The 16,714-nt window shown below is 64.5% G+C and carries 18 protein-coding genes; all 18 read right to left on the minus strand.

Translation table 11 applies throughout. From position 1 onward, the window contains the following. Position 1 precedes the first annotated feature (1 nt). Positions 2-655 (minus strand): glycoside hydrolase family 19 protein, encoded by a 654-nt coding sequence (locus tag WIX39_RS18670; protein ID WP_409195576.1) that lies wholly within the window; start codon positions 653-655, stop codon positions 2-4. Further along, positions 655-1,116: a hypothetical protein gene (locus WIX39_RS18675; RefSeq protein WP_409195577.1), complete on the minus strand. Its 462-nt coding sequence runs from the start codon at positions 1,114-1,116 to the stop codon at positions 655-657. The genes WIX39_RS18670 and WIX39_RS18675 overlap by 1 nt, the downstream gene beginning before the upstream one ends. Beyond that, positions 1,116-1,568: a hypothetical protein gene (locus WIX39_RS18680; protein ID WP_409195578.1), complete on the minus strand. Its 453-nt coding sequence runs from the start codon at positions 1,566-1,568 to the stop codon at positions 1,116-1,118. Before WIX39_RS18680 ends, WIX39_RS18675 begins: the two co-directional genes overlap by 1 nt. A gap of 226 nt (positions 1,569-1,794) precedes the next feature. After that, positions 1,795-2,319 carry a tail fiber assembly protein gene (locus WIX39_RS18685; RefSeq protein WP_409195579.1) on the minus strand — a complete coding sequence of 175 codons (525 nt, stop codon included), beginning with the start codon at positions 2,317-2,319 and terminating at the stop codon, positions 1,795-1,797. Next, positions 2,316-3,140 (minus strand): hypothetical protein, encoded by an 825-nt coding sequence (locus tag WIX39_RS18690; protein ID WP_409195580.1) that lies wholly within the window; start codon positions 3,138-3,140, stop codon positions 2,316-2,318. The genes WIX39_RS18685 and WIX39_RS18690 overlap by 4 nt, the downstream gene beginning before the upstream one ends. Positions 3,141-3,163: 23 nt before the next feature. Then, positions 3,164-6,205: a phage tail protein gene (locus WIX39_RS18695; protein ID WP_409195581.1), complete on the minus strand. Its 3,042-nt coding sequence runs from the start codon at positions 6,203-6,205 to the stop codon at positions 3,164-3,166. After that, positions 6,205-6,624 carry a DUF6950 family protein gene (locus tag WIX39_RS18700; protein WP_409195582.1) on the minus strand — a complete coding sequence of 140 codons (420 nt, stop codon included), beginning with the start codon at positions 6,622-6,624 and terminating at the stop codon, positions 6,205-6,207. Before WIX39_RS18700 ends, WIX39_RS18695 begins: the two co-directional genes overlap by 1 nt. Next, a complete protein-coding gene (locus WIX39_RS18705; protein WP_409195583.1) occupies positions 6,624-7,130 on the minus strand; it encodes a hypothetical protein in 507 nt (168 codons plus the stop codon). The genes WIX39_RS18700 and WIX39_RS18705 overlap by 1 nt, the downstream gene beginning before the upstream one ends. Positions 7,131-7,198: 68 nt before the next feature. Then, a complete protein-coding gene (locus tag WIX39_RS18710) occupies positions 7,199-7,795 on the minus strand; it encodes a hypothetical protein (protein ID WP_409195584.1) in 597 nt (198 codons plus the stop codon). Then, the gene (locus WIX39_RS18715) at positions 7,795-10,662 is read right to left on the minus strand and encodes a phage tail tape measure protein (protein ID WP_409195585.1); all 2,868 of its coding nucleotides are present in this window, start codon (positions 10,660-10,662) and stop codon (positions 7,795-7,797) included. Before WIX39_RS18715 ends, WIX39_RS18710 begins: the two co-directional genes overlap by 1 nt. Then, complete coding sequence (locus WIX39_RS18720; RefSeq protein ID WP_409195586.1) at positions 10,659-10,877, minus strand: hypothetical protein; 219 nt, start codon at positions 10,875-10,877, stop codon at positions 10,659-10,661. The genes WIX39_RS18715 and WIX39_RS18720 overlap by 4 nt, the downstream gene beginning before the upstream one ends. A gap of 113 nt (positions 10,878-10,990) precedes the next feature. Continuing rightward, positions 10,991-11,347 carry a hypothetical protein gene (locus tag WIX39_RS18725; protein WP_409195587.1) on the minus strand — a complete coding sequence of 119 codons (357 nt, stop codon included), beginning with the start codon at positions 11,345-11,347 and terminating at the stop codon, positions 10,991-10,993. A gap of 4 nt (positions 11,348-11,351) precedes the next feature. Then, positions 11,352-11,996, minus strand: a complete 645-nt coding sequence (locus WIX39_RS18730; RefSeq protein ID WP_409195588.1) for a phage tail tube protein — start codon at positions 11,994-11,996, stop codon at positions 11,352-11,354. Between the two features lie 22 nt (positions 11,997-12,018). Continuing rightward, a complete protein-coding gene (locus WIX39_RS18735; RefSeq protein WP_409195589.1) occupies positions 12,019-12,471 on the minus strand; it encodes a hypothetical protein in 453 nt (150 codons plus the stop codon). Continuing rightward, entirely contained in the window at positions 12,471-12,824 is a 354-nt protein-coding gene (locus tag WIX39_RS18740; protein ID WP_409195590.1) for a head-tail joining protein, read from the minus strand. Before WIX39_RS18740 ends, WIX39_RS18735 begins: the two co-directional genes overlap by 1 nt. Before the next feature lie 7 nt (positions 12,825-12,831). After that, positions 12,832-13,155 carry a DUF2190 family protein gene (locus WIX39_RS18745; RefSeq protein ID WP_409195591.1) on the minus strand — a complete coding sequence of 108 codons (324 nt, stop codon included), beginning with the start codon at positions 13,153-13,155 and terminating at the stop codon, positions 12,832-12,834. Between the two features lie 67 nt (positions 13,156-13,222). After that, positions 13,223-15,310 (minus strand): ClpP-like prohead protease/major capsid protein fusion protein, encoded by a 2,088-nt coding sequence (locus tag WIX39_RS18750; protein WP_409195592.1) that lies wholly within the window; start codon positions 15,308-15,310, stop codon positions 13,223-13,225. Positions 15,311-15,488: 178 nt separating this feature from the next. Then, a complete protein-coding gene (locus WIX39_RS18755) occupies positions 15,489-16,643 on the minus strand; it encodes a hypothetical protein (protein WP_409195593.1) in 1,155 nt (384 codons plus the stop codon). Positions 16,644-16,714: the final 71 nt, after the last annotated feature.

The raw sequence follows: 16,714 nt of genomic DNA on the forward strand, positions 1-16,714 counted from the left end.
TTCATGCCTCCAGCGCGGCGCGCGCCTTGGTGGTGAGGGCCTGCACCTCGGCGAGCCCGATGATGCCGCCGTTCACGCGTTTGCGGATCGCGGTCGTCTCGCCGAGCATGCTGTCGGGGATGCGGTCCTCCCACCAGGCGATGAAGGCGTCGAGGGCGAACCGCGGCTGGCTGAGCAGATCGGGGATGCCGACGAGGTTCTGGCCGATCAGGTCGCCCACTCGCGCATAGTTGGCCCGGCCGGTGATCTGTCCCGGACTGCGCCCCCGGTATGTCCATCCATCTTCGGGCAGGATGTTGCCGAGGTTCTCGCGGCCCCAGGCGCCACCGTAGACGATGTTGGCGATCGCGCGCTGATTGGCCGCTTGCTTGCCGTCTATACGTCCGTACTGCTGTGCCTGGGCGGGAGTGATTCGGTGGGCGCTGAACGTGGGCACCAGCGCTTCGGCCTTGTAGTTGAGGCTCTCTTCCATCCGCTCGAGCATCTTCGATTCGTGCAGGATCGTGGGCAGGAAATCGAGCAGCTCGACGTCGCCCTTCGAGAAGGTGTTTTCCTTGATCTCGTCGGCGAAGACATCGGCCCAACGCTGCGCGGTCGACAACTGGACGCCGAGGCGGCAGAGGATCTGCCTCCATTGCTCAGGGGTGCGCTTCATCATTGATCTCCGAGTGGTGCCGGGCCGGTGGCGCCAACGCGGCGCTCGACCTTCGACAGGTTGTTTTCCGTGACGTCGACCTGTTTGCCGACTTGCTGCACGCCGCGGCGCACGGCCGTGATCTGTGCACGCGCGTCGACGAGCTCGCGCTTGAGGTATTCGTTTTCGGCCTTGAGCTGCCCGATCGTTCCGGCATCGCCGTTGGCCTTGGCCCAGGCTTCGTTGGCCATGCGCATGGCGTTGTCGCGCTCCTCGAGTGCGGTCTTGAGCAGAGCGCCCTCGGTGCGGTCCTTGAGGATCTCAACGCCGTCGCGGCTCGTCTTGCGGCGCAGGTGCAGGACCACGCCGACGAGGGCGGACACGAAGAAGCCCAGCCAGCCCGCGGTTTCACCGTTCACAGGGAACGCGGTCGGCGGGTTGGCCAGCTGCTGTACGGTGGCGGAGGTCAGTTCTTTTGCCATCAGTCACTCACCACCTCTCGACGCAGACCGGTGCGGTACAGGGCCCATGCGCTGGCGGCCACCATCGTCCATTCGAGCGCGGTGCCAGGCAGGATGCGGCCGAGCGAAATGTTGAGGGCGGCCGTGGAGTAGCTCCAGATCACCAGGCCGAGGATGTTCACCGCAAGGCCCCACGGCACGCGCTCCACCGGGTCAATCGCACGCCAGTGCACGCCGGCCCAGTGCAGAAGGAACGCGGTGGCCCACGTCCATTCGCCACCCGGTACGAGTGCCATGAGCGCATAGGCCGGCCGATCGAAGAGTGCCGGCTCTCCGGCGCTTGCCGGCCACACCAGCAGCACGGCGTAGAAGAAGGATGCGCCGGCCAGCAACAGGCGCACGGTGATGGTGTCAGCCGTAAAAAAGATCAACTTGAAGACCCGCACGCAGTTGCGCTCGTTGAAAGGAGTCATGGAGTCACCTCGCGCCGGCCACCACCACCTTCGCCCACAGACTTCAGCATCCCGAAAGCCGTGGCCCCACCACCACCGCCGCCGCAGATGCAAGCGCCGACGGTCACGACGACCGTGCCAGTCGCCCTGTTGAAGCTGGCCGAGCCTGATCGGCCACCAGCTGTACCCCCGACTTGCAACGCGCCACCGACGCGCGTGTAGACCGTTGTTCGCAGAAGCTGCCCGCTCATGACGGTGCCTTCGGCCAATCGACCGCAGCGGGAAATCCGGCCTGCTGTTCGATGCGGTTGAGCGCGACGCGGTACTGCCGCCAGGCCTTGAGCGCGGCGATCTCCGCCGGTGTTGCTTCGTCGAGTTCCACAGCATCTGAGAGCGGGTCGATTCGAAGCGTCGCCTCCGCGAGCAGTGCATCACGCATCGCCCGAACGTCTGCAGCGGTGGGCGCAGGCGGCACGGGCGGCGCTGGCGGCGGTCCGAAGGTGATTCCATCGAACGAGTCGCCGGGCGCCACCTCCACCCCTTCCGGCACGGGGATGAGCTCGGCCACGAAGTCCGGATGAAACCGATCCGCAATCGGGATTTCATCGCCCTTGCTGTGGATCAGCACCGGCAGCACTTCGGGCGTGCCGTTGGGATTCGCCGGGCTCGGCGGCACGGCCGACACGCCTGGGATGAACACATCCTCCAACTGGTAGGCCGGCGGAAAGACCTCGACGACGAGACCTGAAACGATGCGAGCGTATGTTTTCATGCGTATTCCCTCACGACGATGCGGCCGTCGTACTGAGCTGCGAAGCCGGTCTGCGGCGATGCCGTGCCTGGGCCGTTGTATTTGCCGCCGGCACCAGCGCCGTAGCTGTTGGTCGCACCAGACCCGCTGGCACCGCCCTGCAGAGAGCTCAGATAGCCGAGTGCCGACGACAGCACCTGCAGCGAGGTGCCCCCTGCACGCGCGAGAATGTTCGCCCCGGTGGGCAGACCACCGCCAGCAGTGCCGCCAACGCTCCACTGGCCACCACCAGCGATGCCGGGCGGACTACCAAGTCCACCGGGCACCGTCAGCAGAGAACCGAAACTGTTGGTGCCGCCGTTGCCGCCGGCGGCGTTCAGACCACCTGCTGTTCCAGCGAGGCCCACCGTGACAGAAATGCCGGCCAAGGTGCCGGTGTACCGACCTACCCCATAGGAGCCGCCACCGCCGCCAGCGGTAAACACCTGTTGGGATACGGTGGTGGTTGGATTGCCGCCGCTGCCACCGCCCGGGGCCTCGCTCTCCACCTCGATGAAGGCTGTCGCAGCCTGCTTGGTGAAAGTGGTGGCGCCGGTGGAGGTCGGCGCCCCGCCGTCGACGCTGACCATCTGCACGCCACCGACCCGCGTATAGATCGTCGTCCGCAGCAGCACGACACCGGTGCCGAAGCCCAGCGCTGCGCGCGCATCTGCAATGAGACCGGTGAGGCCCAGCAATCCGATTACGTAGTCCCAGAGCTTGCCGAAGCCATCGCGTGCGACGGCGTTAGACGGGTTCGGGTATGGGGCGGAGATCTCTGTTCTTGCGGGTGGGGCTGCCATGGTTTTCCTTTCTGGATTGCGGGCTAGTAGCCCTTGAGGGTGATGTCTGCGGACGCACCAGCCACAGAGGTATGCGCGGCGTTGTAGGCCGTGACCTTGGGAGAAAGGTTGGGCGTCTTTGTCGACTCAGCTGTGACCGCCCCGCTGCCGTTTGCCTGCAGCGTGATCTGGATGGTCTTGATCGACGTAAAGTTTTTTGTGTAGGGGATGAGCGTCCCGCCTGCTGCGATGACCAGGTCCGCCACCTCTTCCTCTATGTCGGGCGCGTCGACCGTCAGCACAAGCGATTGCAGGATGCCGCGATCCGTGCCGGCGCCGATGGTCACGCGGAACTGGTACGCATCGCGCGCAGCGATGATCTGGCCGGGCCAGGGCATCCATGCCCCAGGCGGCCCGTAGAAGGGCTCAGCGTCAGGGCCATAGAACGAATCCGTGTCCTGCCCGTAGAACGAGCCAGGCCCGGCAAGGCGATAGTCGATGTGCAGGTCGGTGCCTTGAACACCAGCATCCAGCGTCATGATCGAGCCGGCCAGTGCCGAATTGATCGACACCGGCGGCGTCACGTAGATCATCCGCCCATAGGTGCCAGCGTCGTAGAAAGGCTGGGTGTCGCCACCGTAGAAACTCTGGTCGTCAGTGCCGTAGAACGAATCGAGAGCATCCGCTGATGGGTCGCCGGCCACGATGGTCCAGCCGCTCGACTCGCTGGTGTCGTAGGGCCATCCCAGCGCGTCGAAGTTCCATTGCTCCAGGATGTTGGCGATCGGCGGGTCGCCCAGGTTCATCACGATGTTGGCGGTGGCCAGCGACTGATTTCCGCTGGTGTCTTGCGCCTTGCCCATGATGGTGACGACACCGCCCGGGCGTGTGATGAGGTCGTAGGGCGACTCGGTGATCAGACCGTTATGCAGTTGTGCGGCACTGTTCCAGTCGAGGTTGTTGCCGTACTGGAAGCGAAACACGAAGCCGGCCAGGTCAGGCACGCGCCGAGGCATCGTCCACGACAGCACGCTGCCGGAGATCGACAGGTTTTCGATGTTGGGCGGCGGCTCGGTCTTGCCGATCACCTGGTGCAAGACCTGCGCGCCCCAGTCACTCACCGCCAGGCTGTTGCGCGTGCGCAGGCGGACCATGATCATCGCCAGGTCCTCTACGCCATAGAACTTCACCTCCTTAGCGTCGCCAGGCACCAGGACGCTCACCCACGGACTCGAGGGCAAAACCATGTACTGAAGCTCAACGTTGCCACCGATCGCGATCGATTGATCCGCGATCGGCGCCCATGTCACGCGGACGCCGTTGATGATCGTGCCGTCGTTCTGGACGATGAGCTGATCTTCGCCACTTGAGATCGACAGTATCGAAGGGGGCCTGATGTCCCACGGCTTCGGCAATCCGGTGTTCGGCGCGTAGCCGCCAGGAAGGAACCCTGCCCCATACTGGAAGATCGCCGCAGTTGTTTCCTTCAAAGACAGCTGCACCACGCCGTTCGGATTGAAGGTGCGGCCGACAATGCGGAACTCCTTATTGACGATGCCGTATCGGGTGAGCGTGAGCCGTATGCCGTCGAAGATCTCGAGCGGGTAGGCCCGCATCTTGAACGGCAAAATGGCCGTCATGGGGTCGCGGCCGTCACGCAGCATGATTCCAGCGATGTGCCAAGCCTGCCCGGCGTAGAACACTGCCGGCATGGTGACTTCCTGCGAAAGCTCGGCGCCGTCATCCGCGACCAGCGCATCGGCCCGCAGCGGCCTGATGGCTGTCTCGACGTAGTTCGCCGCCTGGTCCCAGATCCGGATGGCGACCATGTTCACCTTCTCGGCGCGCGGGCGATGTGGGCTGATGGTCATCGGGAGTTGCGTCACCGATCCATCAACTGCACGCTGTTCGACAACCAGGTCCTCGTCGGTGAGATCCATCACGGGCAGCTGGTAGACACCCGCACGCACGTAGAACTCGCCGGCTGCATACGCCCACTCTCCGCCCATGGCCTGGGCGAGGTCATCGAGCACGTCGCGCGCTCGCGAGCCGAACGGGAAGACCGAGGCAGCGCGGAACATCGGCACCCAGTCGGAGCCGGTGTAGCTGATGCCGGTATCGCAAGCATTGGCGGCTGCAATGAAGCGGGCATCCTCGGCCGCAGAGATGGAGGTCCGCTTCCCGAACTGTGGATGCGTGATCACGTGCCGCATCAGCAGCGCAGGATTTTCCGAGAACCGCGTGGCACCGTCTCGCGGGTCATAGACCCTCGCGCCCCGAATGCGCGCCGTCACCGTGGGAATGCCAGATGGCAGCGCCGTGTCGTTGTAAGCGAATTGGCACACCAGGTATGCCACCCCGCGCGCGCGGTGGTCCCAGGTCCAAACGCCGGGCAGCATGGCGGTCATGCCGCCGTCCGCCGTCTGGTCCGGCGACCCCAGATGCCAGCGAATGTTGACGAAGGAATTGAATCCCGCGTACTGGTAGTAAACCGTGAAGTACCAGCCTGGCAGCGGGTTGATGATGGTGACCACGCGGCCGTCGACACTGCACTGCACCTCGTGACCGCCGACCATGCCGAACGGCGACTCGGTCGCCGAGACGGAGCCGGGCAGCGGATCGTGGTCCAGCACAACCGTGGTCGAGAACGAGATCTTCTGGTCGCTGATGGTCGCGGCCTGCCCGTAGGGCGCCGTCGTGACCTGGCCAACCTCGTTCACGTCGACCGGCTGGTCGTTGAGGTATATCTGCTCGATGCCGTCGATCTCGTGCTCAGCCACGGCCACGCACATGATGAACAGTTCCTTGAACTGCCCGACACTGGTCTTGAAGAAGACGTGGCCGCCCTTGCGGATCCTGCCCAGCACGAGCTCGCGCGGCACGACGGTGCCCGGAACGTTGGCGAGTCGATCGACCTGGGCGGCGTCGAACTGCGATCGGGCGGCGCGCTCGGCCTTGTTCTTCTGGTAGCTGCTCAGTGCCAGAGTGCCCACGATCGTGACTGCATAGGCGGCCACGAGTATCCCGGTCGTCACTGTCGCGGAGCCGACCACGCTGGCGATACCCCATGCAATTGCTTGTGGCATCAGACTCTCCAGGCCGCGAGGGCATCTTGCATCGACAGGGACACCATGCCGTCTCGGCCTGGCCCCATCGCGTTCACGCCGTTGCAGATCGCAAGCAGTTCGCGGCCCTCATTGCGGACCAGCACGACGTCGCCGACCGTCGCCATGACGGGTCGGATTGGCTCGCCCATATGCGCAGTCACCAGGGCTTGCAGACCGCCCACCTTGTCCAACTGGCGCAGGAGCCTCCGAAGTGCCTTGCGCCGCGGCCCTGCTTCGGTCCCATAAGACTCGAATGCAGCCATCGGATTGGTGCCCGTGATCGCTTCGACGGCCGCAGCGGCATGCATGCAGCAGTCGTTCGTGCCCCACACAAAAGGAGCTCGAGCACGCTCCTGGCCGAAGCGGGAGAAGCGGGTTTGCCAGTCGGGAAGCCTCATCACCGCATCGCCATGAAAAGTTGCTTGGTGGGCCAGACGATCGGCACGTTGGCCTGGCTCTCGACGTACTCGAAAGCCCTGTCGCCCGGGTAGAGAAACTGCTGGTCTGCGTTGCTCGTCGTCAACGCATTGCCGCGCAGGAAGTCGACTGCCGAACTCTCCGCCGTGATGGCGATCGTGCAGTTGTCGCCCGTCTCTTCGATGGGCATCGTGTCGAGGATGCCTTCCCAGTCGATCGGGGCATCGAGGACTACGCCGTCATCGCTCAGGATGGCCAGCCGGATCACGACAGGCGACCCCTGCACGATGGAAGAGTCCGAAAGAGCCAGCCCGATGGCCTCGCTCGTCACGCCCGACATCTCGAACTGAAGACCCTTCACATCTCCCGGCGCGTCCTGGATTTCGCTGATTGCACCCAGCCCCGCTGCGCCCCTGTACGTGACGCCGGCGTAGACGATGTCGTGATTTGCCGAGGTCAACGCGACGATGCCCGTAGCGAAGGTCATGAGGACCAGTTGCGCAATGCTCAGACGCGGCGCGCTCAAGGCCGAGAGGACCGATGGCGAGTACGACCTCATGCGACGTACTCCATGAAATCGAATGTGGCCTCTGGCGTGTAGCCAGGCGCGTAGCTCACGGGTTCCGGCACTGCGCGGAATCTGAAGAGCGCCGTTGGCCTGTTCCACACCACGGGCGCACCGCCAGCCAGCGCCTTGCGCAGCCGGTTGACGATCGGCACGATGAGCAGACCTGTTCCATCCGCCACGCAACGCTGCTGGACCTGCAGGAGGAGCCCTGAGATTCCGATCATGTCGCCGGCGAGCAGGGTTGCGCCGGCGGTCGTGTTGATCCGCAGCGAGCCCAGGCCCGCGGCGGTGGCCTGCACTGTCGGCGCACCGCGCATCGTGCCGCGCGGTTCCGGCCGCTGCAGGTGGTAGAGCTGAACCCAGTTGGTCATGCCGCGCATGGACGCAACCCATGCTTCCAGATCGGCGGCTTCATCGTGCGTCCTGGGCGAGACGGTCACGGTCGCGAGCCAGCGCTCGTTGCGCTTGTCGACGACCTGCTCCGAGCCGCCGTAGGGCGACGCGTTGGCGAGCTGGTTCACCATGGCCCGCAGCGAAAATTCGGAGGGATCCTCGAAGAATTCGGGGAAAGCGATTTCGCTCATCAGGAGCCGCCCCCATAGCGTTCACGCCGGTACAGTGCGCCTGCCGAGCGGCGCTCCGCCATCGCGATTTCCTTCTGCACCGAGCGGCCGGTGGCCAGGTCACCGACTATCAACTGGCCGATCCTCGGGCCGTCGCCGCTCCTTGAGCCGCTGGTGTTGTCGGCCGCGCGGACGATCGCCTCGCCCTTGTGGATCTTGGCGTACATGTCGTGCGGGACGAAGTCGGTGCCGACTGCGAAACTCATCTTCGGGACGGTTCCAAATCCTCCAGTCAGGTTGATAAGGTTGTCGAGCGGATCTCCCGGCATGGCGTTGGCGACGCCTGTCAACATGCCCATCGAGCCTAGACCGCCAATCCCACCGAGACCGCTCGCAGCTGAGCTCGCACTCAAAGAGGCAGCCGCACTGGTCGCAGCCGAGGCAAGGGTCTGTAAGGCCGTGGAAACCACAGTCGCACCCGTGGTCAGCGATGCGGTGAATGTGCTTGTGGCCGTGGCTGCGCTAGCTTCTCCAACGCCCTTCGCCGAGCCGAAGAGACCCGAGGATTGCAGGTACTGCGCCGCGGGCCCGAGGATGTCCTGGCGCACGAACTGGCGAACGCCTTGCGTGGCCAGGCTCTTGAGCAGCTCGCCGCCGTTGAGCTTGCCGGTCGTGAAGAACGACGTCAGCGCGTCTTCGGCGCCCTTGAACGCGCTGGTGAACGCTTCCTCGGTGCTCTTGGCGACGTTCTTGACGTCGTCGAGGTAGTTCTGCAGCGCGGCGCTGGCGCCGTTCGTCCAGTCGGCGCGCTTGGCATCGAGCTCGGCGTAGTAGTCGGCGTTGAGCTTGAGGGCATCCTGCAGACTCCCCTGGATCTTCTCGACCTCGGCCTTATAGTCGTCGGACCCGAGCATGCCCTTTTTCGCGGCGCTGACCGTCAAAGAAGCCTGCAGCGACTGGAACTCTTTGTAGATCGACCGCGTGCTCTGCAAACGTTCGGCCGCCTGGCTGCCGAGGCCGAAAACGCTCAGCTGCCGGTCGTACTGCTCGCTGCGCCCCTTGGCAGCTTCCGCGATGCGAATGTCGGTGGCCTGGACCAGGTCCTTGAATTCCTTGGCGGCCTGCAGCTGCTTCTTCTCCTCTTCCGCGTCGGCTTTCTTCGTGGCCACCTGCTTCTCGAGCGCGACGTTGATGTCGAGCTGCGCCCGGATCGCGTCCTGGGCGTTGACCAGGCTCTTCTGCTCGGCGGTAAGCTGGTCCTTGCCCTTCAGGTCGGCGATCAGCTGGTTGAATTTGGCCCGCTGCGTCTCGGCATCGGTCAACTTCTCGGCCGTCTCAAGCTGGGCCGAGGTCGCGGCACCCTGCTGCCGCAGCTGCTCGAGCATCTTCGTGCCGGCATCGTCGCTGAACGCCTTGCCCTTCGGCGCCTTCGGGCCCGCGAATTCCTTGCGGATCGCCGCCTCGCCGGCCTTGATGGCTTCGTCGCTCAGCAGCGCGCTGTTCGGGTTGACCTTGCGGATGGCCTCCAGGCCGTCGCGGTATTTCTTCAGCTCGCGCGTGACCGCATCGATGCCCTTGGCCTTGTCCTGCCACTTGTTGACCATGTCGGTCGCGGCAATGCCGGCTTCCTGGTCTTGCTGGCGTTGCCCTTCCATCTGCGCATTGGTCGCGGCCCGCTCGAGCTGGCGTGCCAGCTGGTTGCGCTTCTCCCTGGCCTCCTGCAGCTTCGCCGGGTCGCCCCCGTTGGTGGTCAGGTACTCGACCACGCGAGTCTGATCCTTGAGCTGCTCGCCGATGGTCGCGGCGCGCCCAATGCTGCCGACGCCCTGGGAGATGTACTCCCACATGTTCTTCGCCGCCTTGGCTGTCTCCGACATGGCGCGGCCGAGGAAGCCGGCCTGCGACTGGACATCCTTCATGCGGCTGATCGAGCTCGAGGCGTAGGCATCCTCTGCGACCGAAGCGGCACGCTGCTTCTGCCCTTCGTCCTCGAGGGCCTTGATCCGTTCGTAGGTGGCCTGGGTGAGGTAGTGCAGCGACTCGTTGAGCTTGGCCGACGCCTTCGTCGGCTCGTCGCTGAGCTTGACGAAGTTCTCGACGGTTTCCTTGATCGCGATGCCGGCGGTCTGGTTAAGCGCCACGGCCGCCTGTGCGGCCTGGCCGAGACCGTCGCCGGCAACGCGGCCAGAGCCAGCCAAGGCCGTGAGTGCGTCCGCAGCCTGGCCAGCGGAACCGACGTTGGCCGACACCTGGGCCGTGAGCTCCTGCAGGCGGCTGGTGGTGACGCCCGCATAGTTGCCGGTGGTGACCAGCGCCTTGTTGAGCTCCGAGTTGCGCTCGGACGCCTGGTAGTAGGCGTAAGCCAGGGCAGCGACGGCGGCCGCGGCCAGGGTCAGCGGGCTCACCAGGCCGCCGATGTAGCCGCCCAGCGCCCTCGCGGCCGGCCCCGCGCCGCCGAACATGTCCTTGAGCTGGCCCCCCTGCTGCAGGAACACGGCCAGCGGCGCCTGGCCGCCCTGCAGGCTGGTCACGATGTCGGTGAACTGAGCCGGCACGCCACGCAGCGCCGCGGCCGTCTGTGCGGCCGATACGCCCAGCCTGGCGGTGCCCTGCTCTGCCAGGCGCAGTTTCGCGATGTAAGGCTCGGCCGCAGCGGCTACGCCGAGCTGCTGGGCCTGGAATGCAGCGATCTCGGCGCGGGTCTTGCCGATCTGGTCGGACTGCCGTTGCAGGGAGTCGATGAAGGCCTTGCCGGAGCCGGTGAGTTTCTGGCCGGCTGCATCGGACTGCACGCCCAGGTTCTGAAGCCCGACCTTGACGGAGTTGAACGCGGCACCGGTGGCATCGGTGCCGTTGATCACTACATTGGCAGCGCCGATCTCGTTCATTTAATCCATCCGTTCAAATGCGCAACCTGCTTTGCCAGCGGCAGCTTGGGAATCGCGGTTTTGGGCTCCGGCCATACGTCGAGGCTCATGAGGTCCGTGGACGCCCAGCCGCCCTGCCCGCGCGGCGACTTCACGCCGCCGGCGGTGAACACCGCCGCTTGCATCTGGGCGTGCCTGATTCGCTCGACGTCCGGCAGCAGCTCTTCGTGCGACATGTAGACAAACCACTCTGCGAACTCCTGGGCGCTGATGCGCTGCCCCAGTTCCTCGACCGTGCAACCCAGCCGATACGCCAGCGCAAACGCGAACCGGCGACGCGGCTGGGACCTCAGTTTTTTTCGATGGCCTTGGTGTCTCCGCCCGAGAAGCTGTTGCCGAGGTTGTAGAGACGGAAGGCCTCGGTCGCGTGCTGCTGGCCGAATGCCTTCCATTGCTCCACCGACCAGAGCGGCTGGCCGTCGTCGAGCACCACCATGCGGGCGAGCTGGCGCTCGACGATGGTGGCCTTGTTGCGCCTCGTGGCGTCCTCGGGCGTCTCGCCGTCTCGCGGCTGCTCTTCGTCCCAGAGGGCCAGCCGATCGGCCAGCATCAGCCCACGAACGATGACCGTGCCGCCGATGGCGTCGACCTGGGTTTCCTCTTGGCGCAGGGCGGGTGTCGCCGCCTTGTCTCGTGCGATTGCCATGTGCTCAGACCGCCGCCGGATAGGTGGTGAGCAGGCCCTTCACGGACAGCTTCACGGGCGTGGTCACGACGGCGCCGGCGCTGCCGCCCGGGGCGAGCGAGGTGCTCGGCGTGGCGGCGAAGTACACCAGGTCACCGGTCGCGAAGCGGAAGACCATTGCGCAAGGCGACTTCTTGCGGTCGAAGCCCTTGAGGGCTTTCAGCGCCGGATCGCTCGGGTCCCAGATGGAGCCGAAGTTGAAGACCAGCGGCGTGCGGTTGCCCGGGATCGAGGTGTCCTGGTCGCTGTGGATGGTCGACACGTTCACGTCGGCTGCTTCGCCGCCATTGGCGCTGACATCCTGGAAGGTCTCGGCAGTTGCGCCGAAGGTGATCTTCTGGGCCGTGCCGGACGAGAAGGCCGAAAACCCGGTGGAGTCGACGCCTTCGAGCTCGAAGGTGCCGCTGGCCTTGTTGTCGACCCGCACCACGGCCCAGTCGAGCTGGCGCATGCCCTTGGTTCGCAGGAGCACGATGTCGCCGTCCAGGAACGGGTGGGCAACGGCGCCAGCGACGGCCGGGTTGGCCTTGCTGATCGAGTCGATGGTGATTGCAGCGCCGAGGACGGTCTGCACGTCGACGCCCACGTTGCTCCAGATATTGACGTTCATGATGGTCTTTCGGTGTGAAAAATCAGAGAGCTACATCGGGCGCGCCAGGGCGCACGAGGTAGGAAAAGCGCCAGATCTGCTGGCGCGCGGCCTTGGCTTCCTTGCCTTCGCCGCTGAGCACCATCCGGCCGCTTTCGATTGCAAAGCCCGCCTTGGCCAGCTTGAGCAGTTGCGGCATGGAGGCTGCGAGCGCCACCTCGACCTGCAGGCCCAGTTCGCGAGCACGAGCTCCGTATTCGGTTGCGTGAGCGACAACCGGCGTGATGCTCACGCGCAGATCTCGCCGCTGCACGCCACTGACGGTGGACGGCGCCACGCTTTCGCCCGAGGGCGCCTCTTCGATGAGGAGCGCAGGAAGCTGCGTCAAGGCCAGCGGGTCGAGGTGATCGACGAACACGTTTTCGCCGGCATCAGTCGCGGCTGCGATGAGCACCGCCTTCACTGCTTCCAGGATCTGCTGCTGCACATGTGCCATCAGGCGGCCCTCAGTCGCAGCACCGTGAAGCCGGCACCATCGGGTTGCGGCTCCACCACCTCGAAGGTTTCCTCCGGCGCAACGAGAACGCCGGCGGCGTCGATGACTGCGAGAAGGATCAGGGTGGCCCCGGGGGTTGCATCGAGCACGAGATCGGTTCGTACCGTCAGCGCCGGAGAGCTGTCGCCCGCCATCTGCTCGAGCTGAGTGCCATAGGCGTCGTCATACAGCCCCTGCAGCGGTCGGGCCGCACCGCCGCCTTTCGGCGTGAACGAGGCCTGCCGTTCGGACAGACGATCGATCACGGCCGCATTGACGCGGGCCTGGAGTGCGGCGAACCGGAGCATGGACATGGCCGAGTCAGGCGTTCAGGTGAAGCCAGACGGTGGTCGCGCCGTTGCCGGCGGCCTGGGCCGCGTAGCCGGCCAGCACGTTGCCGCTTGCCGTGGTGGTCAGCCGGCTGTTGGTGGCGTCCCAGTACAGCAGTGCGCCCTGTGCCGGGGTATCGGTCGACAGCTTCGCCAGCTCGACGACGCCCTTGACGCGCAGCGGGCCGGTTTCACCGACAGCGATGTCTTTCACGGCAATGCCGATGCGCACGCCGATGACGACCACAGCACCCGACGACACCGCCGTACCGGCGGTGTAGTCGAGCACGTTGCCCTCTTGAACAAAATTTTTCATGACGGATCCTTGAGAAAGTTCGGGGTGGGTTCCGGAGTGCCCGGCCAAGGCCGGGCACCGAGGGCGATCAGGCGCCCGGGTTCTTCGACATGGTTCGGAAGTCCAGCGGCGCGACGCCGGCGTCCATGCGCACCTTGAACTCGGTCCCGTCGACGTTCCAGCCGGCCTTCTGCTCGAGATACGGCTGGTCGTTGCCGTCCAGGTACGACACCTCGATCGTGTCGTTGGCGTTCTGGTCCGCGGCGCCGTACCAGACCGACGTCGAGGCCACATCGAGACGCGCGTCGGAGATGACCTCGAAGGTTTCGCGCGCGATGTTGGGCGTGGTGGTGTTGTTGCCGGCGCCAACGGCGTACTCGCTGGTGCGAACGGTGTTGGCGAGGCCCTTGAGGGCACGCGGCACGATCAGGTACTTCTGATTGATGTTGAGCGGCACCTTGCCCTGCTTCTGCACCGCCATTGCCGCACCCATCTTGTCGACGGAGTCCGTCGAAATGGCTGCGCCGGCGAGCAGGTTGCCGTGGCTCGCGTGGAACAGCGGGACACCGTCGCTCATCTGCGGATTGGCCGTCAGCACGGCATAGACCAGGTCGCCGACCGTGCGGATGGCGGCGCGGCCCATGTTGCGAGGCACGCGGGTGAACGCGTCCAGGTCGTCGTTGATGATGGCCTGCCGCGTGATGCTGAAGAGCTCGCCGTAGGTCGCGAGCATCACTTTTTCGCCACGCTCGCCCATGGTCGCGTACTTGTACTCAGCGCCTTCGGCCACCTTGCGCAGGCTAGGGAAAGCATTGAGGTCGACGCGCATGCCCGGCTTGAAGTCGCCCAGGCTGCCGGCACGGGTCCAGAGCTGGAAGGTCTCTTCGGCCTCGGAGTAGCCCTTGAGCAACGCCTTGTTGGCCACGTTGGCGAGCAGGCCCGGGAAATCGCTCGTGCTGTGCGTGAACGCTGCGCCCACGAACTGCATCTTGTCCATGCCATCGGTGCGAAAGCCGGCGCGGGTGAGACTGGCGCGGGCCATCTCGCCCAAGGTGTAGCCGCGGTACGGGTTGGCACCTTCCATCTTTTCGAGACCAGCCCGGGCCAGCAGAGCCTGCGTGCCTGCCTTGCGCTGCTTGTCGGACTCGTCCTCGACTGTGATGACGTGGCCGCCAGCCACGGGCGTAGCGCCCGTGGCGAGGTGTGCAAGCAGCTTGGTGCCAGCAGCCTCGATGGTGATGGCGTGATCGTCCTCGCAGGCCTGCTGCAGCGCTTCTACGCCGGGCTGCGCCTTGAAGCGCGCAAAGCTCGCGCGGATGCCATCGCGGCGAGCCTTGTCGGCGGCAAGCACTGCGGCGGCGTCCGGTGCAGACGTCTGCACGGCGGGGTTTGCCGGCACGGCGGCGTTTCCGCCGCCGGCCGCAGCGGCGCCGGCCGCGCCGATGGCGGTCAGCAGCAGATGGGAACGGAGTTTCATAGGGTCCTCTTCAGCGGAATTTGCGGCGGGTGCCGCGGATGGGCACGAGGCCAGCAGAGCAGCTGGCACCGAGCGGTAACGGTTGGGCGGGAGATCGCGAGCAGCGCTCGCAGCAACGGGCATGGCATCGGTGATGCCATCGATGAACTTCGCCGCGAGTGCTTCTTCGGCGGTGTAGTAGTGGTCCTGGCCATCGGTGACGAGGGCCAGCATGGCGGCCTGGTCGCCAGTGCGCAGCGCGTAGCTGGTGGACATCGCGGCGGCCCAGGTGTCGAGCTGGTCCGCCATTTCGCGTAGTTCAGCGCTGTTCCCTGCCGCATAGGTCCAGGGCGCATGGATCATCATCACGGCGTTGTTCGCCATGTGGACCTTGTCGCCGGCCATCGCGATCAGGCTGGCGATGGAGAACGCCATGCCATCGACCTCGGTCGTGACAGTGGCCTTGTGGCGGCGCAGTGCGTTGAAGATGGCCAGGCCATCGGGCACGCTGCCGCCGAAGCTGTTGATGCGAACAGTGATCTGGTCGGCGTCGATGGCCTGCAGTTCGCGCACGAACGACGACGCGCTGACTGTTTCTTCCCACCAGCTTTCGCCGATATCGCCGTAGATGTAGATCTCGGCCGCCGCGGCGACACCCAGCGCGGCAGCGGCCAGTGCCGTGCGGCGGCGAATTGCGTACCAAGAGCTTTGTGCTTTCATGAACTGGATGCCTCGTGCATTGAGGTATCCAGTGTCAAAAAAGCGTCGTCCGCTTTCTAGGGAAGAAAGCGGATTATTTGAATCCAGATCGACGTCACTTCGGCTACGACACTATCAGCCGGATTGCGAGCACAGGCTTGGCATCACCTTGCTGTACGCCTAACCGTTGTACGGTCCTCTACGTCAACTGCGCCAAGTTTTCCTCACCCCTCCTGATGCTCTCGATCGACTCCTTCAGCCCTCGCATCACGTCGAGCCTGTCAAGAAGCGCTTGTCGACGTTCGTTCAGTAGCGAGACCATGTAGTTCGCTCGATCTATCGCGGCCTGCTCGCCTGAGTTTCGAAAACGAGGGCTATCGACAGACACCCACCATGAAGGGACCGGGGCTGGCCACGTGGGATTGAAACCGGGAAACACCGGCAAATTCAATGAATCCGCCAGCGAGGTCTGTGGAACGCGATCAATGCCGAGTAGCCTAAACGGCACGCTCACGCCCCCTGCGATGTTTGCCACACAGGCGTAGTACGGCTTAGGTCCATCCAACGTGCCTAGATCAAAGTCGAAATCACCGAGGCCAACAGCGTTCCCATATGTGAGCCACCCACGCTTCGGAAATGCTTCGATAGCGGCAGCTTCCTGAGCAACGCCTGGAGCCATCGCGTTGACCGCAGCACTGAGAATGGAGATCCACTCGGTAAAGTGGATGCCGTAGTCCTTCAAGAAACTGCGGGAAGTGTCAGCTGGCACGCCGAGTATCCTGTGCCCGAGAAACAGCATGGCAAGGCCAGCTTGTACTTGTACAAACATGGGTAGGCCTTCCGGTATCCCCTCATCCCGCTTTCTTGCCAGCTCTCCAAGGTCGTTCGTAAGTGCAGTGACTTGATCGAGAAACAATGTGAGGTTGTTCCCGTCAAGCGTTCCATGCGCTGCAGCACCGCGAAGATGGCCTCGCATTGCCTCGATATGCGTTTGGATCTTGGCGTCAGAAGTCTCTTGTGCCCGTTGGATGTCATGAGCGACGATGAAGTCCTGCAGCCCAACAACGGCCCTAAGAATCGCATCTAATTTCTGCGTAATAAGCTTAAGCTGCGCCGCTACGTCGTTCTCTGCACCTCCGAACAGCCGCTTGATTAGCGCTTGACCAATTCCTTTGCCGACCTCCTCCGCTATTGCCGAAATTACCTTGCCCAGGACTACATCCCAAATAATTTTTCCGCCAACCACAGCGCCTTGGGCGACGATTGGCGCGACGATAAAAAAACGGTTGTTGTGAGGTCCAAAACTGTAGCGATTGCCCCCGTGCTCTACCGGTTCAATTTCAAGCTCTGTCATTGCTCTTCTCCTCGAGTTTCTACGGCCGTTCAAAGACTGACTCCGCAGGCCGTAGGCGGCTTCAGTAAGAA

The organism is Variovorax sp. AB1(2024) (assembly GCF_037482385.2).
Classification (GTDB): domain Bacteria; phylum Pseudomonadota; class Gammaproteobacteria; order Burkholderiales; family Burkholderiaceae_C; genus Variovorax.

Excerpts from the sequence above, each read along its gene's own strand:
- WIX39_RS18670 (WP_409195576.1), bottom strand. The coding sequence starts at position 655 with ATGAAGCGCACCCCTGAGCAATGGAGGCAGATCCTCTGCCGCCTCGGC.
- WIX39_RS18675 (WP_409195577.1), bottom strand. The coding sequence starts at position 1,116 with ATGGCAAAAGAACTGACCTCCGCCACCGTACAGCAGCTGGCCAACCCG.
- WIX39_RS18680 (WP_409195578.1), bottom strand. The coding sequence starts at position 1,568 with ATGACTCCTTTCAACGAGCGCAACTGCGTGCGGGTCTTCAAGTTGATC.
- WIX39_RS18685 (WP_409195579.1), bottom strand. The coding sequence starts at position 2,319 with ATGAAAACATACGCTCGCATCGTTTCAGGTCTCGTCGTCGAGGTCTTT.
- WIX39_RS18690 (WP_409195580.1), bottom strand. The coding sequence starts at position 3,140 with ATGGCAGCCCCACCCGCAAGAACAGAGATCTCCGCCCCATACCCGAAC.
- WIX39_RS18695 (WP_409195581.1), bottom strand. The coding sequence starts at position 6,205 with ATGCCACAAGCAATTGCATGGGGTATCGCCAGCGTGGTCGGCTCCGCG.
- WIX39_RS18700 (WP_409195582.1), bottom strand. The coding sequence starts at position 6,624 with ATGAGGCTTCCCGACTGGCAAACCCGCTTCTCCCGCTTCGGCCAGGAG.
- WIX39_RS18705 (WP_409195583.1), bottom strand. The coding sequence starts at position 7,130 with ATGACCTTCGCTACGGGCATCGTCGCGTTGACCTCGGCAAATCACGAC.
- WIX39_RS18710 (WP_409195584.1), bottom strand. The coding sequence starts at position 7,795 with ATGAGCGAAATCGCTTTCCCCGAATTCTTCGAGGATCCCTCCGAATTT.
- WIX39_RS18715 (WP_409195585.1), bottom strand. The coding sequence starts at position 10,662 with ATGAACGAGATCGGCGCTGCCAATGTAGTGATCAACGGCACCGATGCC.
- WIX39_RS18720 (WP_409195586.1), bottom strand. The coding sequence starts at position 10,877 with ATGTCGCACGAAGAGCTGCTGCCGGACGTCGAGCGAATCAGGCACGCC.
- WIX39_RS18725 (WP_409195587.1), bottom strand. The coding sequence starts at position 11,347 with ATGGCAATCGCACGAGACAAGGCGGCGACACCCGCCCTGCGCCAAGAG.
- WIX39_RS18730 (WP_409195588.1), bottom strand. The coding sequence starts at position 11,996 with ATGAACGTCAATATCTGGAGCAACGTGGGCGTCGACGTGCAGACCGTC.
- WIX39_RS18735 (WP_409195589.1), bottom strand. The coding sequence starts at position 12,471 with ATGGCACATGTGCAGCAGCAGATCCTGGAAGCAGTGAAGGCGGTGCTC.
- WIX39_RS18740 (WP_409195590.1), bottom strand. The coding sequence starts at position 12,824 with ATGTCCATGCTCCGGTTCGCCGCACTCCAGGCCCGCGTCAATGCGGCC.
- WIX39_RS18745 (WP_409195591.1), bottom strand. The coding sequence starts at position 13,155 with ATGAAAAATTTTGTTCAAGAGGGCAACGTGCTCGACTACACCGCCGGT.
- WIX39_RS18750 (WP_409195592.1), bottom strand. The coding sequence starts at position 15,310 with ATGAAAGCACAAAGCTCTTGGTACGCAATTCGCCGCCGCACGGCACTG.
- WIX39_RS18755 (WP_409195593.1), bottom strand. The coding sequence starts at position 16,643 with ATGACAGAGCTTGAAATTGAACCGGTAGAGCACGGGGGCAATCGCTAC.